The sequence below is a fragment of the Methanosarcina sp. DH1 genome, from assembly GCF_020804205.1.
Classification (GTDB): domain Archaea; phylum Halobacteriota; class Methanosarcinia; order Methanosarcinales; family Methanosarcinaceae; genus Methanosarcina; species Methanosarcina vacuolata.
This window is the reverse complement of sequence record NZ_WJBJ01000002.1, coordinates 18356-34415: the sequence shown is the minus strand read 5'-3', so window position 1 is coordinate 34415 and position 16060 is coordinate 18356. Positions and strand designations below refer to the sequence as shown.

11 protein-coding genes are annotated in these 16060 nt (G+C 41.6%); 5 read left to right on the top strand and 6 right to left on the bottom strand.

The features are described from left to right. The first annotated feature begins 242 nt into the window (after positions 1-242). Positions 243-764, top strand: a complete 522-nt coding sequence (locus FXW07_RS00635) for a helix-turn-helix domain-containing protein (protein WP_048123368.1) — start codon at positions 243-245, stop codon at positions 762-764. A gap of 344 nt (positions 765-1108) precedes the next feature. Here FXW07_RS00635 and FXW07_RS00630 read toward each other — a convergent pair whose 3' ends face one another. From FXW07_RS00630 to FXW07_RS00610, 5 genes are all read right to left on the bottom strand, one after another. Further along, positions 1109-4597 carry an S-layer protein domain-containing protein gene (locus FXW07_RS00630; RefSeq protein WP_229393294.1) on the bottom strand — a complete coding sequence of 1163 codons (3489 nt, stop codon included), beginning with the start codon at positions 4595-4597 and terminating at the stop codon, positions 1109-1111. Between the two features lie 162 nt (positions 4598-4759). Further along, entirely contained in the window at positions 4760-5782 is a 1023-nt protein-coding gene (gene thiL / locus FXW07_RS00625; protein ID WP_229393292.1) for a thiamine-phosphate kinase, read from the bottom strand. A gap of 577 nt (positions 5783-6359) precedes the next feature. Further along, positions 6360-7142 carry an anaerobic ribonucleoside-triphosphate reductase activating protein gene (locus FXW07_RS00620; RefSeq protein WP_229393291.1) on the bottom strand — a complete coding sequence of 261 codons (783 nt, stop codon included), beginning with the start codon at positions 7140-7142 and terminating at the stop codon, positions 6360-6362. 48 nt (positions 7143-7190) lie between these two features. Next, a complete protein-coding gene (nrdD, locus tag FXW07_RS00615) occupies positions 7191-9575 on the bottom strand; it encodes an anaerobic ribonucleoside-triphosphate reductase (protein ID WP_229393290.1) in 2385 nt (794 codons plus the stop codon). A 105-nt stretch (positions 9576-9680) separates the two neighbouring features. Next, the gene (locus FXW07_RS00610) at positions 9681-9932 is read right to left on the bottom strand and encodes a glutaredoxin family protein (protein ID WP_048123380.1); all 252 of its coding nucleotides are present in this window, start codon (positions 9930-9932) and stop codon (positions 9681-9683) included. A gap of 786 nt (positions 9933-10718) precedes the next feature. Between FXW07_RS00610 and radB the strand changes: the two genes are divergently transcribed. Further along, a complete protein-coding gene (gene radB / locus FXW07_RS00605) occupies positions 10719-11417 on the top strand; it encodes a DNA repair and recombination protein RadB (RefSeq protein ID WP_229393414.1) in 699 nt (232 codons plus the stop codon). Positions 11418-11694: 277 nt separating this feature from the next. On the opposite strand, the gene FXW07_RS00600 is transcribed toward radB, so the two are convergent. Beyond that, on the bottom strand, positions 11695-12795 hold the full coding sequence (locus FXW07_RS00600; RefSeq protein ID WP_229393289.1) for an inositol-3-phosphate synthase: 1101 nt from the start codon (positions 12793-12795) through the stop codon (positions 11695-11697). Between the two features lie 538 nt (positions 12796-13333). Here FXW07_RS00600 and FXW07_RS00595 point away from each other — a divergent pair. The 3 genes from FXW07_RS00595 to FXW07_RS00585 all read left to right on the top strand — a co-directional run bounded on the left by FXW07_RS00595 (position 13334) and on the right by FXW07_RS00585 (position 16031). Continuing rightward, positions 13334-14353: an S-methyl-5-thioribose-1-phosphate isomerase gene (locus FXW07_RS00595; protein ID WP_229393288.1), complete on the top strand. Its 1020-nt coding sequence runs from the start codon at positions 13334-13336 to the stop codon at positions 14351-14353. Positions 14354-14864: 511 nt separating this feature from the next. Next, positions 14865-15032 (top strand): preprotein translocase subunit Sec61beta, encoded by a 168-nt coding sequence (locus FXW07_RS00590; protein ID WP_048123390.1) that lies wholly within the window; start codon positions 14865-14867, stop codon positions 15030-15032. A 27-nt stretch (positions 15033-15059) separates the two neighbouring features. Continuing rightward, complete coding sequence (locus FXW07_RS00585) at positions 15060-16031, top strand: acetylxylan esterase (RefSeq protein ID WP_229393287.1); 972 nt, start codon at positions 15060-15062, stop codon at positions 16029-16031. Positions 16032-16060: the final 29 nt, after the last annotated feature.

Below are 16060 nucleotides of genomic sequence, written 5' to 3'. Positions count from 1 at the left end.
AGAGTTTGTACTTCTCCAGAAGAGTCCCGGTAAAAATAAAAAGTAAATATCTAACGGTATATTAATATTTTTACAATTTCCTATATATATTCTCTCAAAGTAGCCTTGATTATATCCCAAATGTATTAATATATCGGGATATATTTCTCATTAAGGACTAAATTTCCTGTGAAATGTAGACTAAAATGTACATTATTTTCTGTTGTTTAAAACTCTTTACAGGACTTAAAAGGTTGAATTTTATGAATGTTGCAGACAAAGTTATCAAATCCGCATTTGAATCCGATGAAGTTTTTCAAAAAACGCTTTCCACTGTAATAAAAGAGGATCTTAACCTCACTGCTGTGGATTTCGCGAAAAAAGCGAATATCCCGCCGAGTACTCTTTACAAGATCCTATCAGGGAACCGGGACCCCAACATTAAAACTCTCCGCCAGATAGTGAAAACTATCCGCGATATTAAAGAAACAGATAGTGGAGATTTTATAGCTGTGATTGCAGCTCGCTCGGTGCTTGACAACATCGTAGAAACAAAGAAAAAGATAGCTGGTAGGCTGGTCACAATAAGGGAATATTCGGCAACCTCAATGGAAGAAGCCATAATAGCAGCCGTTAACGCTGAAAGAGATGGAGCAAAAGCCCTTGTTTGCGCCCCTATAGTGAGCCCGACAGTGGAAAAGATCCTCAACATTCCAGTAACAACCATTATTCCAAAGAACAGCCTTATAGACGCCATTGAACTTGCACTCAAAAAGATGGAGTAAAACTGCATAGAGTGACAGAAATAAAGTGCTAGAAATAAAGTGCTAGAAATAAAGTGCTAGAAATAAAGTGCTAGAAATAAAGTGCTAGAAATAAAGTGCTAGAAATAAAGTGCTAGAAATAGAGTGCCAGAATAAAGTGCCAGAAATAAACGCTGCGTCGCGTGGAACAAAAAGTTTCCTGAAATAAAAGATACTGAATATCTGTCAGCAAAACCCTGAAAGACTGCTGAACGTAAATCAAGTTTGAACTGTTCTAAAAATAGGAAGAACCCGCGTTTTGGGTTAACGCGGGAATTTTAAGTTTTATTCTCTTTTGTTTTTGAATTTTTTGTTTTCCTGCCGCTTTATTTCTTTGGTTTCACCGAGTTAATAAGTTCTTTTACCTGTTCAGATAGCTTTGACATGTCTCCGCCACCCTTGGTGAAGTAATAAGCAGCTCCACCGATTATTAACAGGACAATGAATCCAAGAATATAGAGCATTAAGGAAGATTTTTCCTTTACAGTGTAGGTTGAGTTTTCTCCTCCAATTTCAACCTTGTAGGTTCCTGGAGCCTCTTCTGCATGCTCAAAGGTTACAGTGGTATTATTCCCAATGCCCAGGGAAACGTCTTTTGAGTCACTTATGTTTCCGTTAATAAGCAACTCCACACTTTCATTTCCTGCAGCATTGCCTGTATTTTCGACACTAACTGAGATTGTCGTATCCTTTCCTGCACTTACCTCTAAAGGATCGATTACCAGGTTTGAGTATGTGTAGTTAGCTTCCAAATCTTTTACTTTTACATTTATTTCCTGGTCTTCGAATCCTTCTTTTGTTAAGCCCAGTTCAAGAGTGCCGCTTTTATCTGTCTTATAGGTAGCTTTTCCACTGGAATCTGTTTGACCAATGATTTTTCCGTCAATCGATACGTTTGCACTATCAATTGGATCGCCGCCGATTGACTTGACAGCCTCGATGTTCAGGGTATCGCCTACATAAACTGTCTCAGGTGAAACATTAACTGTCATTTCCTCTTTTGGAGCACTGACATTAATATTTTTATTTGCAGTTTTGTAGTCATCCTTTTCTGCAGTTATCTTCAAAGTTCCGACGTCTTTGGCTGTATACTCAACAACTCCATCATCATCGGTTTCGCCTACACTACTTTCGTTAACCGAAACATTAGCGCCTTTTATAGGTTCATTACCAGCAGTTACTTCGATATCAAACGAATTTCCGGCATAAATCTTATCAGGAACACTTATTTTAAGGGAATTGTTGTCGCTTCCATTACCGCCGGTTTCAACTTCCACGAAGGGGTAGAACCTGAGAGTATCGTCATTAGCAGTCTTGAAACTGACATTGCCCATTATCTCGGAGGTTTCATCTTTTCCAAGACCGATGCTATCATCGTTTTTCATTGTAATGCCACTTTCAGAGACGCTTGTGACCTCCATATCGCCAAAAGTATCTCCATTATTGATTTCGGTGTACTGGTCCGAGAGCTGGAAGATTCCCTGTACGAAGACAGCAGAAGTCTCACTTCCTTGGAAAACCGTGCCGAAATGGACTATAATCAGCGGTACGTTTTCCGCATCTCCAAGATCAGTTTCATAGACATAGTCATCGCCCGAGCTGAGGAATGCCTCGTCTACGACATCACCATCTTTTTCAAGCTGAACCCAGACAGATTCTCCATTGACATCGACTTCTTTGATATTCAAAGAATAACCCTCTTCAAGGGTAAGGGCAGAACCTGAATCCATAGACCTTTTGTCGTCGCTGTCTGTAAGGACTTTACAGAGAATATTATCCGAAAGAAGGCTTACATCATCAACAGCTCCTTCAACGGAACCATCAGTATACCCGGCAAAGTACTTGTCTGCCATGAAACCAATAACTGTGAAATTGCCCCATTCGTCGTGATCAAAATCAACCGCCTGTGGTGTTGATTTGTAGACAAGGTTATCTGCAGGTATATTCCTGCCGTCAAGCTTTTCTACTGTAAGATTTTCAGTCCCAATTCCCTCATCTATGTTGTAATAGAAACCTTCAAAGTTAAAGGGCGTCCAGCTGGGGAGTGAATCACCATCGATATCCTCATCATAGACAGTCCCGCGAAGCTCGTATGTACCGGCTTCCGAGGTGTCAAGTATCGGGGCAAAGCGCAGTGTATCATCATCAGCTACCTGAATCTGTATTTTACCCATAAGGTCTATTGTATCTCCCTTATCAAATCCGACGCTGTCATCATTCTCCATCTTTATTTCACTGCTGCTAACGGAAGTTACTTCCATTTCCCCAAAGGTATCTCCGTTTTCAACTTCTACATAATCATCCGAAATCTGGAAGAGACCCTGTATGAAGACAGCAGAGGTTTCAGCTCCTTCAAAAACCGTGCCTATATGGGCAATGATTATGGGCACATCTTCTGAGTCTCCAAGATCAGCTTCATAGACATAGTCGTCGCCCGATTTGAGGAATGCTTCGTCTACTACATCACCATCTTTTTCAAGCTGAACCCAGACAGATTCTCCATTGACATCAACTTCCACAATATTCAGTGAATATCCTTCTTCGAGAACAAGAGAATCTCCGGCGTTTGCTGATTTTTTATCGTCAGTGTCTATGAGAATCTTGGAAAGAACACCATCAGAAATAGGGCTGATGTCATCTCCTATAACTGTGGAATTATTTTCAGTATAGCCTGCAAAGTATTTCTCTGCCATGAACCCGATTATCTGATATGAACCCCATTTACTGTATTCAAAATCAGTCTCGGTAGGTTTTGTGGAGTACTCAATGTTTCCTGATTTTATGCTGCTACCTATATCTGTAATGGTCATTTCTTCTGAGGATACTCCGGAATCAAGGTCATAGTAGAAGCCTGAGTAACTCTGGGCAGTCCATGTGTAAGTTGTGGGCATTCCTTTTTCCCAGATCCTGTTTCCAGTTGAATTATCTGTAGAAGACCCGACGCTCACAGTCCATGTTTTTGTCGAATCATCATAAGTACCATTAGGATCACTTACCACTGCCTTGAGGGTATAATTTCCTGCACTGTCTTCTTCAAAGTCGTATGAAGAAGAGGTTACACTTTCATCTTCTTTCTTTGATTCGTCATCAATGAGCCATTCAACATTAATATCCTGGTCGTCCGTGCTGGAGTTGACCTGGAAAGTTTTAGATGCTCCTTTATCGACTGAAACAGTTCCTTCGGAGGGGTCAACATTAACAGATAATCCTCCGACCGTTGATACTTTCCATTTCCAGGATTTTTCTACACTGCCATTTTCGTTTTCTGCATTCACTTTAATTGTATGTGTACCCTGTGTTGCAGAAGTATTGATATATGATGACTCAGTGACAGACTCGTTTTCCTGAACCTGGACATCATCAACATACCATGTCATATTTGAAGTCTGGCTAATAGTTGCATTAAATTTTCTTGATTGTCCTACGTTATTGTTAACGGTTGTGTATGAAGGGAAAAATGATGTGATTTCCGGTACATCCGATCCTCCGGTTACACTCCAGGTTCTACTCCCTCCAGTTGACTGAACAATCGCTTTGACGTCGTATGTACCTTGCGTAACGGTGTGATTGAGGGTAGAGGTATTCGTTGCACTATCATACGATGTTTCGGAAACATTGCTTCCATCAACCTGCCAGTCAATAGTTGCTGACTCGTTTGTTTGAATACTAAAATCTTGAATCTCGCCGACTGTCTTATTGACCGTCGCATTGTCTCCAGGCGATGCTGCTATTATACTCGGAGCTGCAGCTGCAGTTCCGCAAAATAGCCCTAGCACCAGAATTGCTGTAAATATTTGTAAACTAGCTTTTTTCATGTTCTATCCTTCTGAACCTTGTGCATAAATTATTATGAATTTAGTCAGTTTCTCCTGAGACTTGCTCGATTTTTGTAAGTTTTTTGGGCTTATCAATCAAGAGTTTCTAAATTTTCGTCTCTCTAATCCAGGCTTTTGTTTCACAGGGGGAATTATTGTTAATCAGGCGGATCTATCAACAGCTTCGGCTTTTAGCTGCTGGTATCCTCTCTGCTCTATAGTTATAAGGTTGCATTCTGGGGATTCGAGTACAATGCCTGCTTCATACTTTGTACATTCTCCTATAACGACTAAGTTACATATATTTTGTACTTTTTTGATCTTTTGTGGATCAATTGTAATAAGAAGTTCGAAATCTCCACCCGTGTAAAGGGCAAATTCCCTTAGCTTGTCCGGATTTGAAGCAAATTTCCGGACTTCCATGAGGATAGGAAGGGCATTTTCCCGGACCCTGAAGCCCACATGGCTCTGCCTGGAAAGGTCGTAAAGGGACATTGCAAGGCCGTCACTCGTATCCATCATAGATGTGACTGCTCCGGACTCAGCCAGCTCCCTTGCTTCTTTCGTGCGCGGGACAGGCTCAAAAAGTGCATTCAGGACAGTTTCGCTCACAGGCTTTCTAGACTGAAGAGCTTCCAAAGCTGCTCCTGCTGACCCTGTATAACCTGTGACACATACAAGGTCACCTGGTCTTGCTCCACGCCGAAGAAGGAGCTGGTCTTTTTTCACTCTGCCAAGTGCCGTCCCTGTAATTGTCAGTTCTGCGTGGGTATCAAGATCGCCTCCTATAATCGTAGTTCCGCAGAATTCGGCACATGCCTGCATACCTTTTGCAAGGGCTTCAACAAAAGCAATTTCGGCATCTGCAGGCATCCCAATTGCCATAACAAGCCCTATGGGCTCTGCACCCATGGCTGCAATGTCACTGAGGTTTACGGCTGCTGACATCCAGCCCATCTGCCAGGGCGTCATCTCTTCCGGAAAATCAGTAGTCCTATGCAGCATATCGGTGGTAACAACCAGGCAGTCTTCGCCTATCAGGTCAAGGACGGCGCAGTCATCCGAACCTGCGCCTATAAGGATTCCTTCCTGTCCTTTCTCCCTGCCGTCAGGTGCTTTGAAAATCTCAGATAAAATGGAGATTAGAGCGCGCTCTCCAACTGAAGATACTTTTGTGTTTTTCATGGTTTTTTTGAAAAAGATGATTTTTGTTTTCTTTTCTAGATAAATGCACTCTGTGAACCAAAAATACTGAGTTTCTCTCCTTTATTTAATTTGTGTAACACATAAAGTAATACAAAAATTTCAATAGTTCTCACCGAACCATTTTCGGTACTGGGAAAGACGTTTTCTCAAAAAGTCTATTTTTTTCCACGAGCATTGAATAAATAAATTTTCTCAAATAAATTTCTTAAGGGCTTCACATTTGCCTTTTATCTCTAGGGATGTATAAGACTTTTGTAAACTTCAAATTCATTTGAACTTAAAACATGTTTTTCTGTAAGACTCTAAAAGAGAATGGTTTACACTTTATTCACAATGCAGACAAAAAAGAAAAGTACAAAGAGAAAAAAAACGAGTTAATATCAATAAAATGTCAGAGCGGGTCAGAAAACATTAGGTGCTGGATTCTGCAAGATTATGTCACATCAGATCAGATCAGAAAACATTAGGTGCTGGATTCTGTAAGATTATGTCATACAGAGTCAGAGATCACTTTGTCTCCACTTTCTCTTGTTCTTATTGATTCCATCAGGTTCTGTCATACAGAATCAGAGATCACTTCGTCTCCGCTTTCTCTTGTTCTTATTCTTACATTTTCCAGAAAACTTTTTGCGATTTTCCCTAGTTCATATAGTTCATCCCTTTCCAGAACCCGCCGATCTCTTAAATTTTCCTGCAAGCTATGTTCCGGAATCCCCTGCTGCAATACATAGGTAAGTTCTCTGTTTTTCATATGTTTCGAGATCCAGGCAGCTATACTGGCTATTTCTTCCCTGCTTCCGATAAAATCTCTAATTAATGTTGTCCGAAGCTCCAGTTCTAAGCTGCAGGAGTCTGCAATCTCAAGAGTTTTTATTACAGATGCAGTGATCGGTTCTGGATTTTTTATCATCGTTTCAGATTCTTTGAAGCCCGTAACTTTCCCATAAAGTTCGGGATCGTCCGGGGGAGCTTTTATATCTATAAAAAATTTATCAACTAGCTTTCGTTTAACCAGTTCATTTGCCATTTCAGGGTAGCAACCGTTTGTATGAATTCCAATTGCAAGCTCCATTTCTCTCGCAAATTCTGCAAGAGGAATAACTGCTTCCTGCATCAGAGGTTCTCCTCCTGAAAATACAACTGCACTTACAAAGGGTTTCGATTCTTTAATCTGCTTTTCCACGAACTCCAGTTCTACAGGGTTAAACCCCTGGAGGTAGGGATGGTTCTGGCAGTAGGGGCAGCGAAGCGGGCATCCCCGAAAAAAGATAGTAACTGCCGCCCTCCCTTTCCAGTCCACGGTAGAGAGCGGGACAGTACCTGCGTAGTTTACTTTCATGACCTACGTTCTCACGCTTTTATGTATAAAAAAGGATTAAAGGAACCCTTATCTGAGTTCCTTTGTGCTGTATCGTTTTCTGTCCAGAAGTTCCTGGCGCTTGCCTTTGTTCCAGCCTTCAACCGATTGAAGGTATCCTGTGATCCGTGAGAGATGCTGCACATTTTCAGACTTACACTTCGGGCATCTGTCCAGCAGCCCATCGGCTACGTATCCTTCGTCAGTGCATACGGTCATGTCCTTGGTAAAAGCAAAGTAACCTGTCTGGGTGTTCTTTGCTATATGCATAGCAAGCTCCTGAAGGCCGTCAGGGTCCGGCTGTCCTTCTCCAAGCCAGACATGCATGATATTTCCGCCGTCCACAATCGGGAAGAAAGTATGTTCGTACTTTATTCTTTCAGGCAGAGATATATCTGCACCAACGGTAACATGAGTTCCATTAGTATAGTAGATTGGCAGGTCATGCGTCTGATTCAACTCACTCTTTGCGGCTTCCAAATTCCCTTTAATTGTGAACTCGGCCTTGTCGGCATATTCCTTATGCAAGAGGTCCGAGACTGCGAAACGCTGGGCTGTTGTTTCCGCAGGCGTTCTTGCAAGAGCAATCTCCATGCCGGTTTCTTTTGAAAGCTTTTGAGCGTGCATTTTCATTTCAAACATGGCCCTGATAGCAAGCTTATAAGCAGCAGGAGACTCATGGATCTGGAAACCTGTATGGTACTGGACCATTTCATTGATCCCTACCACTCCGATAGTATAAACCAGGCTTTCGAAGTCCACAGCTATGGCCCCTTTTTCCTCTGTATTAGGATCTTTTGGATGCTGGGCTGCAAAGGGAATCCTGTTTTTCTTGATCAGACTATTCATCCATCTGCGCTTGATCTTGAAAACTTCCACTCCCTTATTCATCAGGGTCTTGAGCTCATTGAACAGTTTTTCATCATTATGTTCAGCCCGGTATGCGGCCCTTGGGCAGTTTAAAGACAGGACCATCCATGAGCCCATTGAAAAGTGTTTTCCATTCCTGAAATGAAGTTTGTCGTCGAACTCTTTATCATCAGTAGGGTTTGCAGAAAACTGATACGCACAACATTGATAACATGAAATTCCTTCTCCTGCGCCCCTGTACTCCGGAAGCTGATTATCAAAGTAAGGAGTCCCGAATTTAGCAGCCAGCTCGAAGGTCATCCTGTATAACTCTTTGTAAGTCGGAAACTCAGGGTGAGCTATGTTGAATTCTTTGTTTTCTTCCATAAAGTCAGGTTCAATGGAAATTTCGGGCTTTGGGAAGCTGAAAGGTTTGCCCCATGCGTCTCCTTCAAGCATAACATCCATAAGAGCCTTGAACCCGAGGCGGACTTCCTTTTCGAATTCCCCATAGGTTCTGAGAGGAGCCTGCTTGCCGTCCCAGACCTTACCCTTAGCAACAATCGGAATGTTTCTCCAGAGCTTTGGGACACCAGGGGAAAGCTGCACGGATGAAAAAACCGTCTGTCCGCCTCTTGCACACATCATCTGCATCATTTCATAGACGAACATTTGCATAAGCTGTCTTATCTCGGTTTCGGACTTGCCTTCCAGATATGGAGCCATGAAAGTTAGGAAATTGTAAAAACCCTGCCCACCTGCAAAATTGGTCTGAGCCGAACCCATGGCTTTTACTGCGTGAAGGAAAGCTACCTCGGCATTCTTTGCAGGTTTTGCCACGCTTGATTGAGTTCCCACTCCGTCAGGCATGAGTCCATAATAAAAAAAGTAACGGAGATCCCAGTCCTGGCAAAATGGTCTTGTGCCCATATATTCAAGGTCATGGATATGGAAATCCCCATTGAGGTGAAGGTCGGAAAGCTCTTTTGGCATTAGAAGGAGATTTTGCTCCTTGGACATTTTGTCAGCTTTTCTTTTATGTGAGGTTTCGGCGTTGTTCAGCTGGTTTGCATTATCATTTGCCTCAAAACCGTAACCAGTATCGATTTCGTAGGCATCGTAGACCGAAGCTCCGACCCTGGTCATAATGTTTCTCCACTCAACATGCCCCCTGTCAAGTAGAATATTGTTTACTATTTCCCGGATAAGAGGACCTGAGAGAAACTTGAGATTCATCTTTTTAATGATCTTTTCTGCGTCCTTTGCAATCTCAATGGCTTCTTCTTTTGTGATTGAGGGTTTGTTATAGAAAATTTCGCTTAATTTTGTTTCTTTCAGAAGCTGATTTACAATAATGTTCCTGTCCCAGTTAAGAATAAAACCATCTGTTGTCCTTACCCTGGGAAGAGGAGAGACGGACAGCCCATCAAGGGTTTTTTGCACTGGCTGGTTGTCAGATAACTGGTCATTTTTGGGGAGAGGAGAGACGGATAATTCTTCAAGCATCGTTTGGGCTGATTGGTTGTCAGATACCTGGTAATCTGGTAAGAGAATCTCGCTTGTCATTTTCTCATCTTCAGTGATTGTCTTAATAATAGAATTTTATAAAATTTGAAGAAATATTCAATTTATTTTTAATTTCAGATCTCTGTTATCACAGGATTTTCTTCATCACAGGATTTCCTGGATTTTTTCAGGGTTTACTTCTCCTCCACTGAAGAGTTCCTCGTGCGTAAGGAAAGTATCATTGATCTGTAAAACAGGCGCTGTCACTGTGAAGACCCCATTGAAACGCAGTTCCGTTAGAGCTTCGGGAGTAGACATATCTGCTACCTCAAAAGCAACTGAATGTGCCTCCAGGAAATTTTTTAATTTATTGCATTTCGGACAGCGTTCCGTTGTATATATGATTATTTTTGCCATGCTTTACGTCCCTCTGATTTTACTCTAATTCTTAATCTGATTTTTAGTTAACGTTTCTTTTGTGGGACCCGTTTCTTCATCACATTTTATGTTTATTTTCATTGTCTGCGGGGTGAGCGCGCAGACACAGAACATGTTGCAGCATAAAACAAAGCCCCACGTGGGTTACCATTCCTCAGCTAACCCTTATAATCCCTACAAATGTGTATTTTCAAATATCAGTCATCAATATCGTAAAAGGGCGCAGCTTCTAAAAGTGACCCCCATGATATCGTTTTTTCATTCTACTGAGTGAAAATGACCTTTATTTTCAAGTAAATATTCTAAACGCCCTATCCTTAATAATGGTTTTTAACCTCAGGTCTGGATACAGTAAAACCTTCATCTGGATACAATAACACCTTTGTTTTGTATACAAAGACGTTCGATATGTTACCAGATTTGGTAACAAATTTAAGGACCCCTGTTTTTGAAAAACAGCCTTCTTCAAGGAGATAATTTCAAGCACAGAAGACGTTAATGGAATGTCCGCAGCCGATTTGCCTGGTACAGTACGGCTAACATGTATAAGGAATTATTCCTCAACACTTTACAAAATATTCCAAATCATCATTCTCATTTTCACTGCACTCTTATGAAATATTTTTTAATAATTAGTAGAGCTGAGAATCTATATCCGAGCATTTCTTTTATATCCACTTTGTCTTTTTATTCCTCTTAGAAAATCTTTAATTTTCCTGAAAAGGTTGGAAATTACAAAAAAACGTTATATCATGGGCCAGTTATATTTACCAAGTACAAAAGAGGTGTCATTTCATAGAGAAATTACTATCTTCCGGCTGCAAGCCTCTTGACGAACTTCTGGGAGGAGGTTTTGAGAAAGGGATTGTGACTCAAATCTTTGGACCTGCAGGAACCGGGAAAACAAATATCTGCATCCAGCTTTCAGTGGAATGCGTAAAACAAGGGCAGAGAGTCATCTTCATAGATACCGAAGGGCTTTCTCCTGTTAGATTCAAGCAGATTGCAGGAGAAAATGCAAAAGAAATAGCCAGAAGCATCATTATCTATGAACCCCTGAATTTTGAAGAACAATATGCGGCCGTAAGAGAAGTGGAGAGAATAGCCAGTGAAAATATTGGTCTTGTGATCCTGGATTCTGCAACCTCATACTACAGGTTCGAGCTTGAAGACGATGAGACGGGCATGAAAAGCCGCAGAGAACTTGCTAGCCAGATAGGATATTTGCATGCCCTTGCCCGCAAATACGGTTTTACTGCAGTCATAACCAACCAGGTATATTCCGATATTACTTCAGGGGGAGTGCGTCCGCTTGGCGGTAGTTCCCTTGAGCATATTTCAAAAACGATTATTCAGCTTGAAAAAACCGGCGAAGGAACCAGGCGCGCTGTTCTGTACAAACATCGGTCCTGCCCTGAAGGTTCGAGTGCAGAATTTAGAATTACAGCCGAAGGGATTCGCTAAGTCGAAGAAATTAGATAAACAGAAAAAAATCCGCTAAGCTGAATAAATTAGATAAAACGAAGAGATTCGATAAGCTGGAGAGATTCGATAAGTGAAGAAATTCGCTAAACTGAAAAAAATCCGCTAAACTGAAGAGATTCTATGAACAGAATTAAGAAATCGGAAAAAAGCTCTTAGAATAACCTTTTAATACTCATTCTGAACAGAAAAACTTAAAACTCCCGGTACTTCCGGGGGTTTGTAGAATTCCTTTTTACAGGAATCTCTTACCAGGATTTTAACGTTCTCTGGTTCCAGATATAAATTCTTCAGTCCGCCTGTAAGCTTCATCGTCGGTGTACTGAATCGCCGGATGTTTCATAAAGTAGGAAGCCGGGGAATACAACACGCCTCCTATCCCGCGGTCAAGAGCCAGCTTGCAGCATCGGATGGCATCGATTACCACACCTCCGGAATTAGGAGAGTCTTCGACGGAAAGCCGGAGTTCAAGGTTCATAGGCACGTCGCCAAAAAGCTTGCCTTCCATTCTCAGGAAGCAAATCTTATTGTCCTTTTGCCAGGCTACGTAATCGCTGGGTCCGATGTGGATATTGTCGTCATCAAGCTTCCTGGAAAGGACGGATTGAACAGCTTCGGTCTTTGATTCCCTTTTGGAAGCAAGCCTGCTCCTGTTGAGCATATTAAGAAAGTCCGTGTTTCCTCCAGTATTGAGCTGATATGTTCTCTCGAGTTTTACGCCTCGTTTTTCAAAAAGGTCTGCAAGAATCCTGTGCGTGATAGTAGCCCCAAGCTGAGCTTTGACATCATCGCCAATGATTGGGATATTCTTTTCCTCAAATCTTTTTGCCCATTCTGGATTGCTTGCGATGAAAACAGGCATATTATTTATGAAAGCCACACCTGCTTCAAGGGCACACTCGGCATAAAAACGGACTGCTTCTTCAGACCCTACGGGAAGGTAATTGAGAAGCATATCGGCACCCGAGTTTTTAATTTCATTCACGATATCGGCTTTTGTGGATTCCTGTTCCTTGCTGACAACAAAAGTTTGACTTTCCTTATAGTTCTTCATATGGTCAGAGACCCCGTCGAGAACCCTGCCCATTTTAACCTTCACACCTGTGGATGGAACATCAGGACAAAAAACCGCTGTGCAGTTCGGGGGAGCAAAGATGGCCTCAGATACGTCTTTTCCCACTTTTCTGGCATCAATGTCAAAGGCAGCAACAACTTTAATATCGCCAGGTTTATAGCCTCCAATTTCCCTGTGCATCAGTCCAATTGGCTCTTTATCGTCGAGTTTATAGTACTCAATGCCCTGTATCAAAGAGCTTGCACAGTTCCCGATTCCTGCAATTGCTATTTTTATTTTTGTCATAAGCGCTTACTCTCCGATGAATACCCAGATTCTCATAAACCGCATTAATGAAATGAATATCTCGTATGATTTTTGAATCTATAGATTCAAGGATTTACGGATTCAAGGTCCATGAAGTTTAATAATTAATATTTCTGAAAATTACGACTTCTTGTATTTTAGCTATGGATTTTAAGTCTTGTCTTATTTGCTCTGTTACTCTATAAATCTATTATTTGTAAGTTTGCTTCTATGAAAAAAGAGATTGCTTTATTTATACCTCACGTGTTGCTTATTCCCCAAACAAAGTTTTTATTATGAATGCTGGTTGCCAGAAGCATGATCTGCCGCATTTTTTCCGGTTATTCTAAGGTTTAAGAATTATCTTTAATATAATTAATTTTAACTTTCTTCAATTACTCAGATAAGGAAAGGAAAGAGTAACGATATGAGAGTCACGAGACATGTCAGTTGAATAGGTTTTTATCTTATGGGGAGCTTGAAAGAAAAGCGGAAATTTTTCCGGCAGAATCTGACGTTTACATCGGAAAGTGATCAAATGAGGACAATTGACTGGAAGGAAGAGTCCAACTCTGTGGTGCTGGTAGACCAGACCCTTCTCCCTAAAGAGTACAGGATAATAGAATGTAAAACACTGAGTTCTCTCTGTGAAGCTATCAAATCTCTCAGGGTAAGAGGTGCGCCTGCTCTCGGTGCAGCAGGAGGTTTTGGGATTGCCCTTGCAGCTTTCCTGAGTGGGGCTAGAGATTTCGAAACAATAATAAGAGACCTTAATGTCGCGGGAAAAACTCTTAAGTCAACCCGCCCTACGGCAGTAAACCTTAGCTGGGGTGTGGATAGAGTTCTGAAAGCGGTTTCAGATGCCTTTGATGTTCAGGGAGTCCGGGAAATTGCCCTCCAGGAAGCCATGGATATTGCGGAAGAAGATGTAACCACTAACAAGTTAATAGGTGAATCCGGGGCAAAACTCCTGAAGGACGGAGACACCGTACTTACACACTGCAATGCAGGCAGGCTAGCCTGCGTTGACTGGGGCACAGCTCTTGGGGTTGTGCGCTCGGCTATTGCTGAAGGCAAAGAGATAAAGGTTATTGCCTGTGAGACCAGGCCGCTGAACCAGGGAAGCAGAATCACTACATGGGAGCTGATGCAGGACAAGATTCCAGTAACACTTATTTCGGATTCTATGGCTGGATGGGTAATGCAGCAGGGGCTTGTAGACAGCGTGCTTGTAGGAGCTGACAGGATCACTCAGGATGTCGTCTTCAACAAAATAGGTACCTATTCCCTCTCCATTCTTGCAAAAGAGCATGAAATTCCTTTCTACGTAGCAGCCCCAGCCTCTACTTTCGATTTCAATGGCTGGGAAGGCAGTGTAAAGATAGAAATGCGAGATCCTGATGAGTTGCGCTTTTGCGGATCGGAACAACTTGCCCCAAAAGAGGTAGAAGTTTACAACCCTGCTTTTGACGCAACTCCTATGGAAAACATAACTGCGGTAATTACTGAGAAAGGAGTGTTTTACCCGCCCTTCCTCCTGGACGAAGTACTTGTTTGAGAAACACTTGTTTGAGAAGCACTTGTTTGAGAAGCACTTGTTTGAGAAGCACTTGTTTGAGAAGCACTTGTTTGAGAAGTACTTGTTTGAGAAGTACTTGTTTGAGAAGTACTTGTTTGAGAAGTACCTGCTTCAAGAGCGTGAATTATCTCCACCTTTTCAGAATCCAATTATTAGACATTTCTCTGCTGGATTTATATATCAGAACTGTAAATTATGTGATAATTACCAAATTTAAGAGGAAATTTAACAGTTATTTAATAGTTGATTAAAATATTTAATAGTTGATTAACAGTTATTTAATAGCTGATTAAAATATTTAATAGTTGATTAACAGTTATTTAATAGTTAATTAACGGTTATTTAATAGGCAATTAACAGTTATGTTAAATTTCTGATTTTCGACTGTTAATTTCAAGATAATCTTAATTATTATCCAGAAAACCTATTATAGGCAAATATAGGTAACGAAATTATATCCCAATCAATGCGTTCATACAGGTGTTAACACATGGCTAAAAAATCAGGTTCCGGGCTCCAGTCTTCTGCAGGGCTCATGCGCTATTATGAAGCAGATAAAAATGCAGTTCAAGTCCAGCCCAAGGTAGTGCTTATTATCGGTGCCATTACTGGCATTGCAGTATTATTCTTAAGTGCTGTAAATGGTTTCTGGCCGTAACCGCAATTTTTTTTTGGCAGGGTTTCCTTGAGCAGGCAGAATTCAGGAAAAAAAGAAAGTAAACGCAAGGCTTCTTCAGGGACAAGAATCTCCAAGCCCACAATTTTTCTTCTGGGTTTTCTTCTTATACTTGTGGGTTTTTTTGGAGTCCTGTATAATCCATCTAACTCTACAGGCGCTGAGGCTCCCTGGAAGGTTTTGGAAGCAGGTATTCTATCTTTCCCAGATAGAGAAAAGCCAGTATTCACAGTCCAGGAAATCGAAGATGTATACGCTCCTGAAAACTCGGATACTTTAAAACTGCTGTCTTTTGAAAGCAAAGGGGAAAAAATCCAGGCTCTCTTAAGAATTCCTGCAAATTCATCTTCTTCTCCTGGCCTTGTTCTGTTGCCCGGAGCAGGGATTAGCAAAGAAGCCGAACAGGGTCTAGCTGTGGAACTCTCTAAAATGGGATATGCAACTCTCACGCTTGACCAGCGTAATCTGGGCGGCATAAATATAGAAAAAGATCTTGAACTTTTCAAAGCAGGCCTTGAGCCCGTAGAATATAACATGATTTATGACGCTCTTAAAGCCTCAGATGTACTTGCAGCCCAGCCTGAAATTAACCCGGAAAAGCTTGCAATCCTTGGAGAAAGTAACGGTGGAAGATTTGCAGTCCTTGCCTGCGCTCTTAATCCTTCCCTTAAAGGGGTTATCGGTATCAGCACTGCGGGGTATGGCACTGAAGAAATTGATTCTTCCCTTGCAAGTGATTCTGAAGCTTATCAGTTCTATCGTTCAATTGATCCGGATACCTATCTCTCTACCCTGCCGCCTGCAAAATTCGTGCTGATTCATTCTTCTAATGATCCGGTAATCTCCCACGATCTGGCGCTCCGGACCTTTGCTCTTGCAAAAGAACCAAAAGCAATGTATAATGTTACTGAGGCAACGCACGGATATACGGCCTCAATGCGCCCTTATCTTGAAAAAGAACTTGCCCTTCTTTTGAACTAAATAACAAGGGCTTAATACCCAGTTGAATT

What these genes read in the sequence shown, in the direction of transcription:
- FXW07_RS00635 (WP_048123368.1), top strand. Translation starts at nt 243, where the DNA reads ATGAATGTTGCAGACAAAGTTATCAAATCCGCATTTGAATCCGATGAA.
- FXW07_RS00630 (WP_229393294.1), bottom strand. Translation starts at nt 4,597, where the DNA reads ATGAAAAAAGCTAGTTTACAAATATTTACAGCAATTCTGGTGCTAGGG.
- thiL (WP_229393292.1), bottom strand. Translation starts at nt 5,782, where the DNA reads ATGAAAAACACAAAAGTATCTTCAGTTGGAGAGCGCGCTCTAATCTCC.
- FXW07_RS00620 (WP_229393291.1), bottom strand. Translation starts at nt 7,142, where the DNA reads ATGAAAGTAAACTACGCAGGTACTGTCCCGCTCTCTACCGTGGACTGG.
- nrdD (WP_229393290.1), bottom strand. Translation starts at nt 9,575, where the DNA reads ATGACAAGCGAGATTCTCTTACCAGATTACCAGGTATCTGACAACCAA.
- FXW07_RS00610 (WP_048123380.1), bottom strand. Translation starts at nt 9,932, where the DNA reads ATGGCAAAAATAATCATATATACAACGGAACGCTGTCCGAAATGCAAT.
- FXW07_RS00600 (WP_229393289.1), bottom strand. Translation starts at nt 12,795, where the DNA reads ATGACAAAAATAAAAATAGCAATTGCAGGAATCGGGAACTGTGCAAGC.
- FXW07_RS00595 (WP_229393288.1), top strand. Translation starts at nt 13,334, where the DNA reads ATGAGGACAATTGACTGGAAGGAAGAGTCCAACTCTGTGGTGCTGGTA.
- FXW07_RS00590 (WP_048123390.1), top strand. Translation starts at nt 14,865, where the DNA reads ATGGCTAAAAAATCAGGTTCCGGGCTCCAGTCTTCTGCAGGGCTCATG.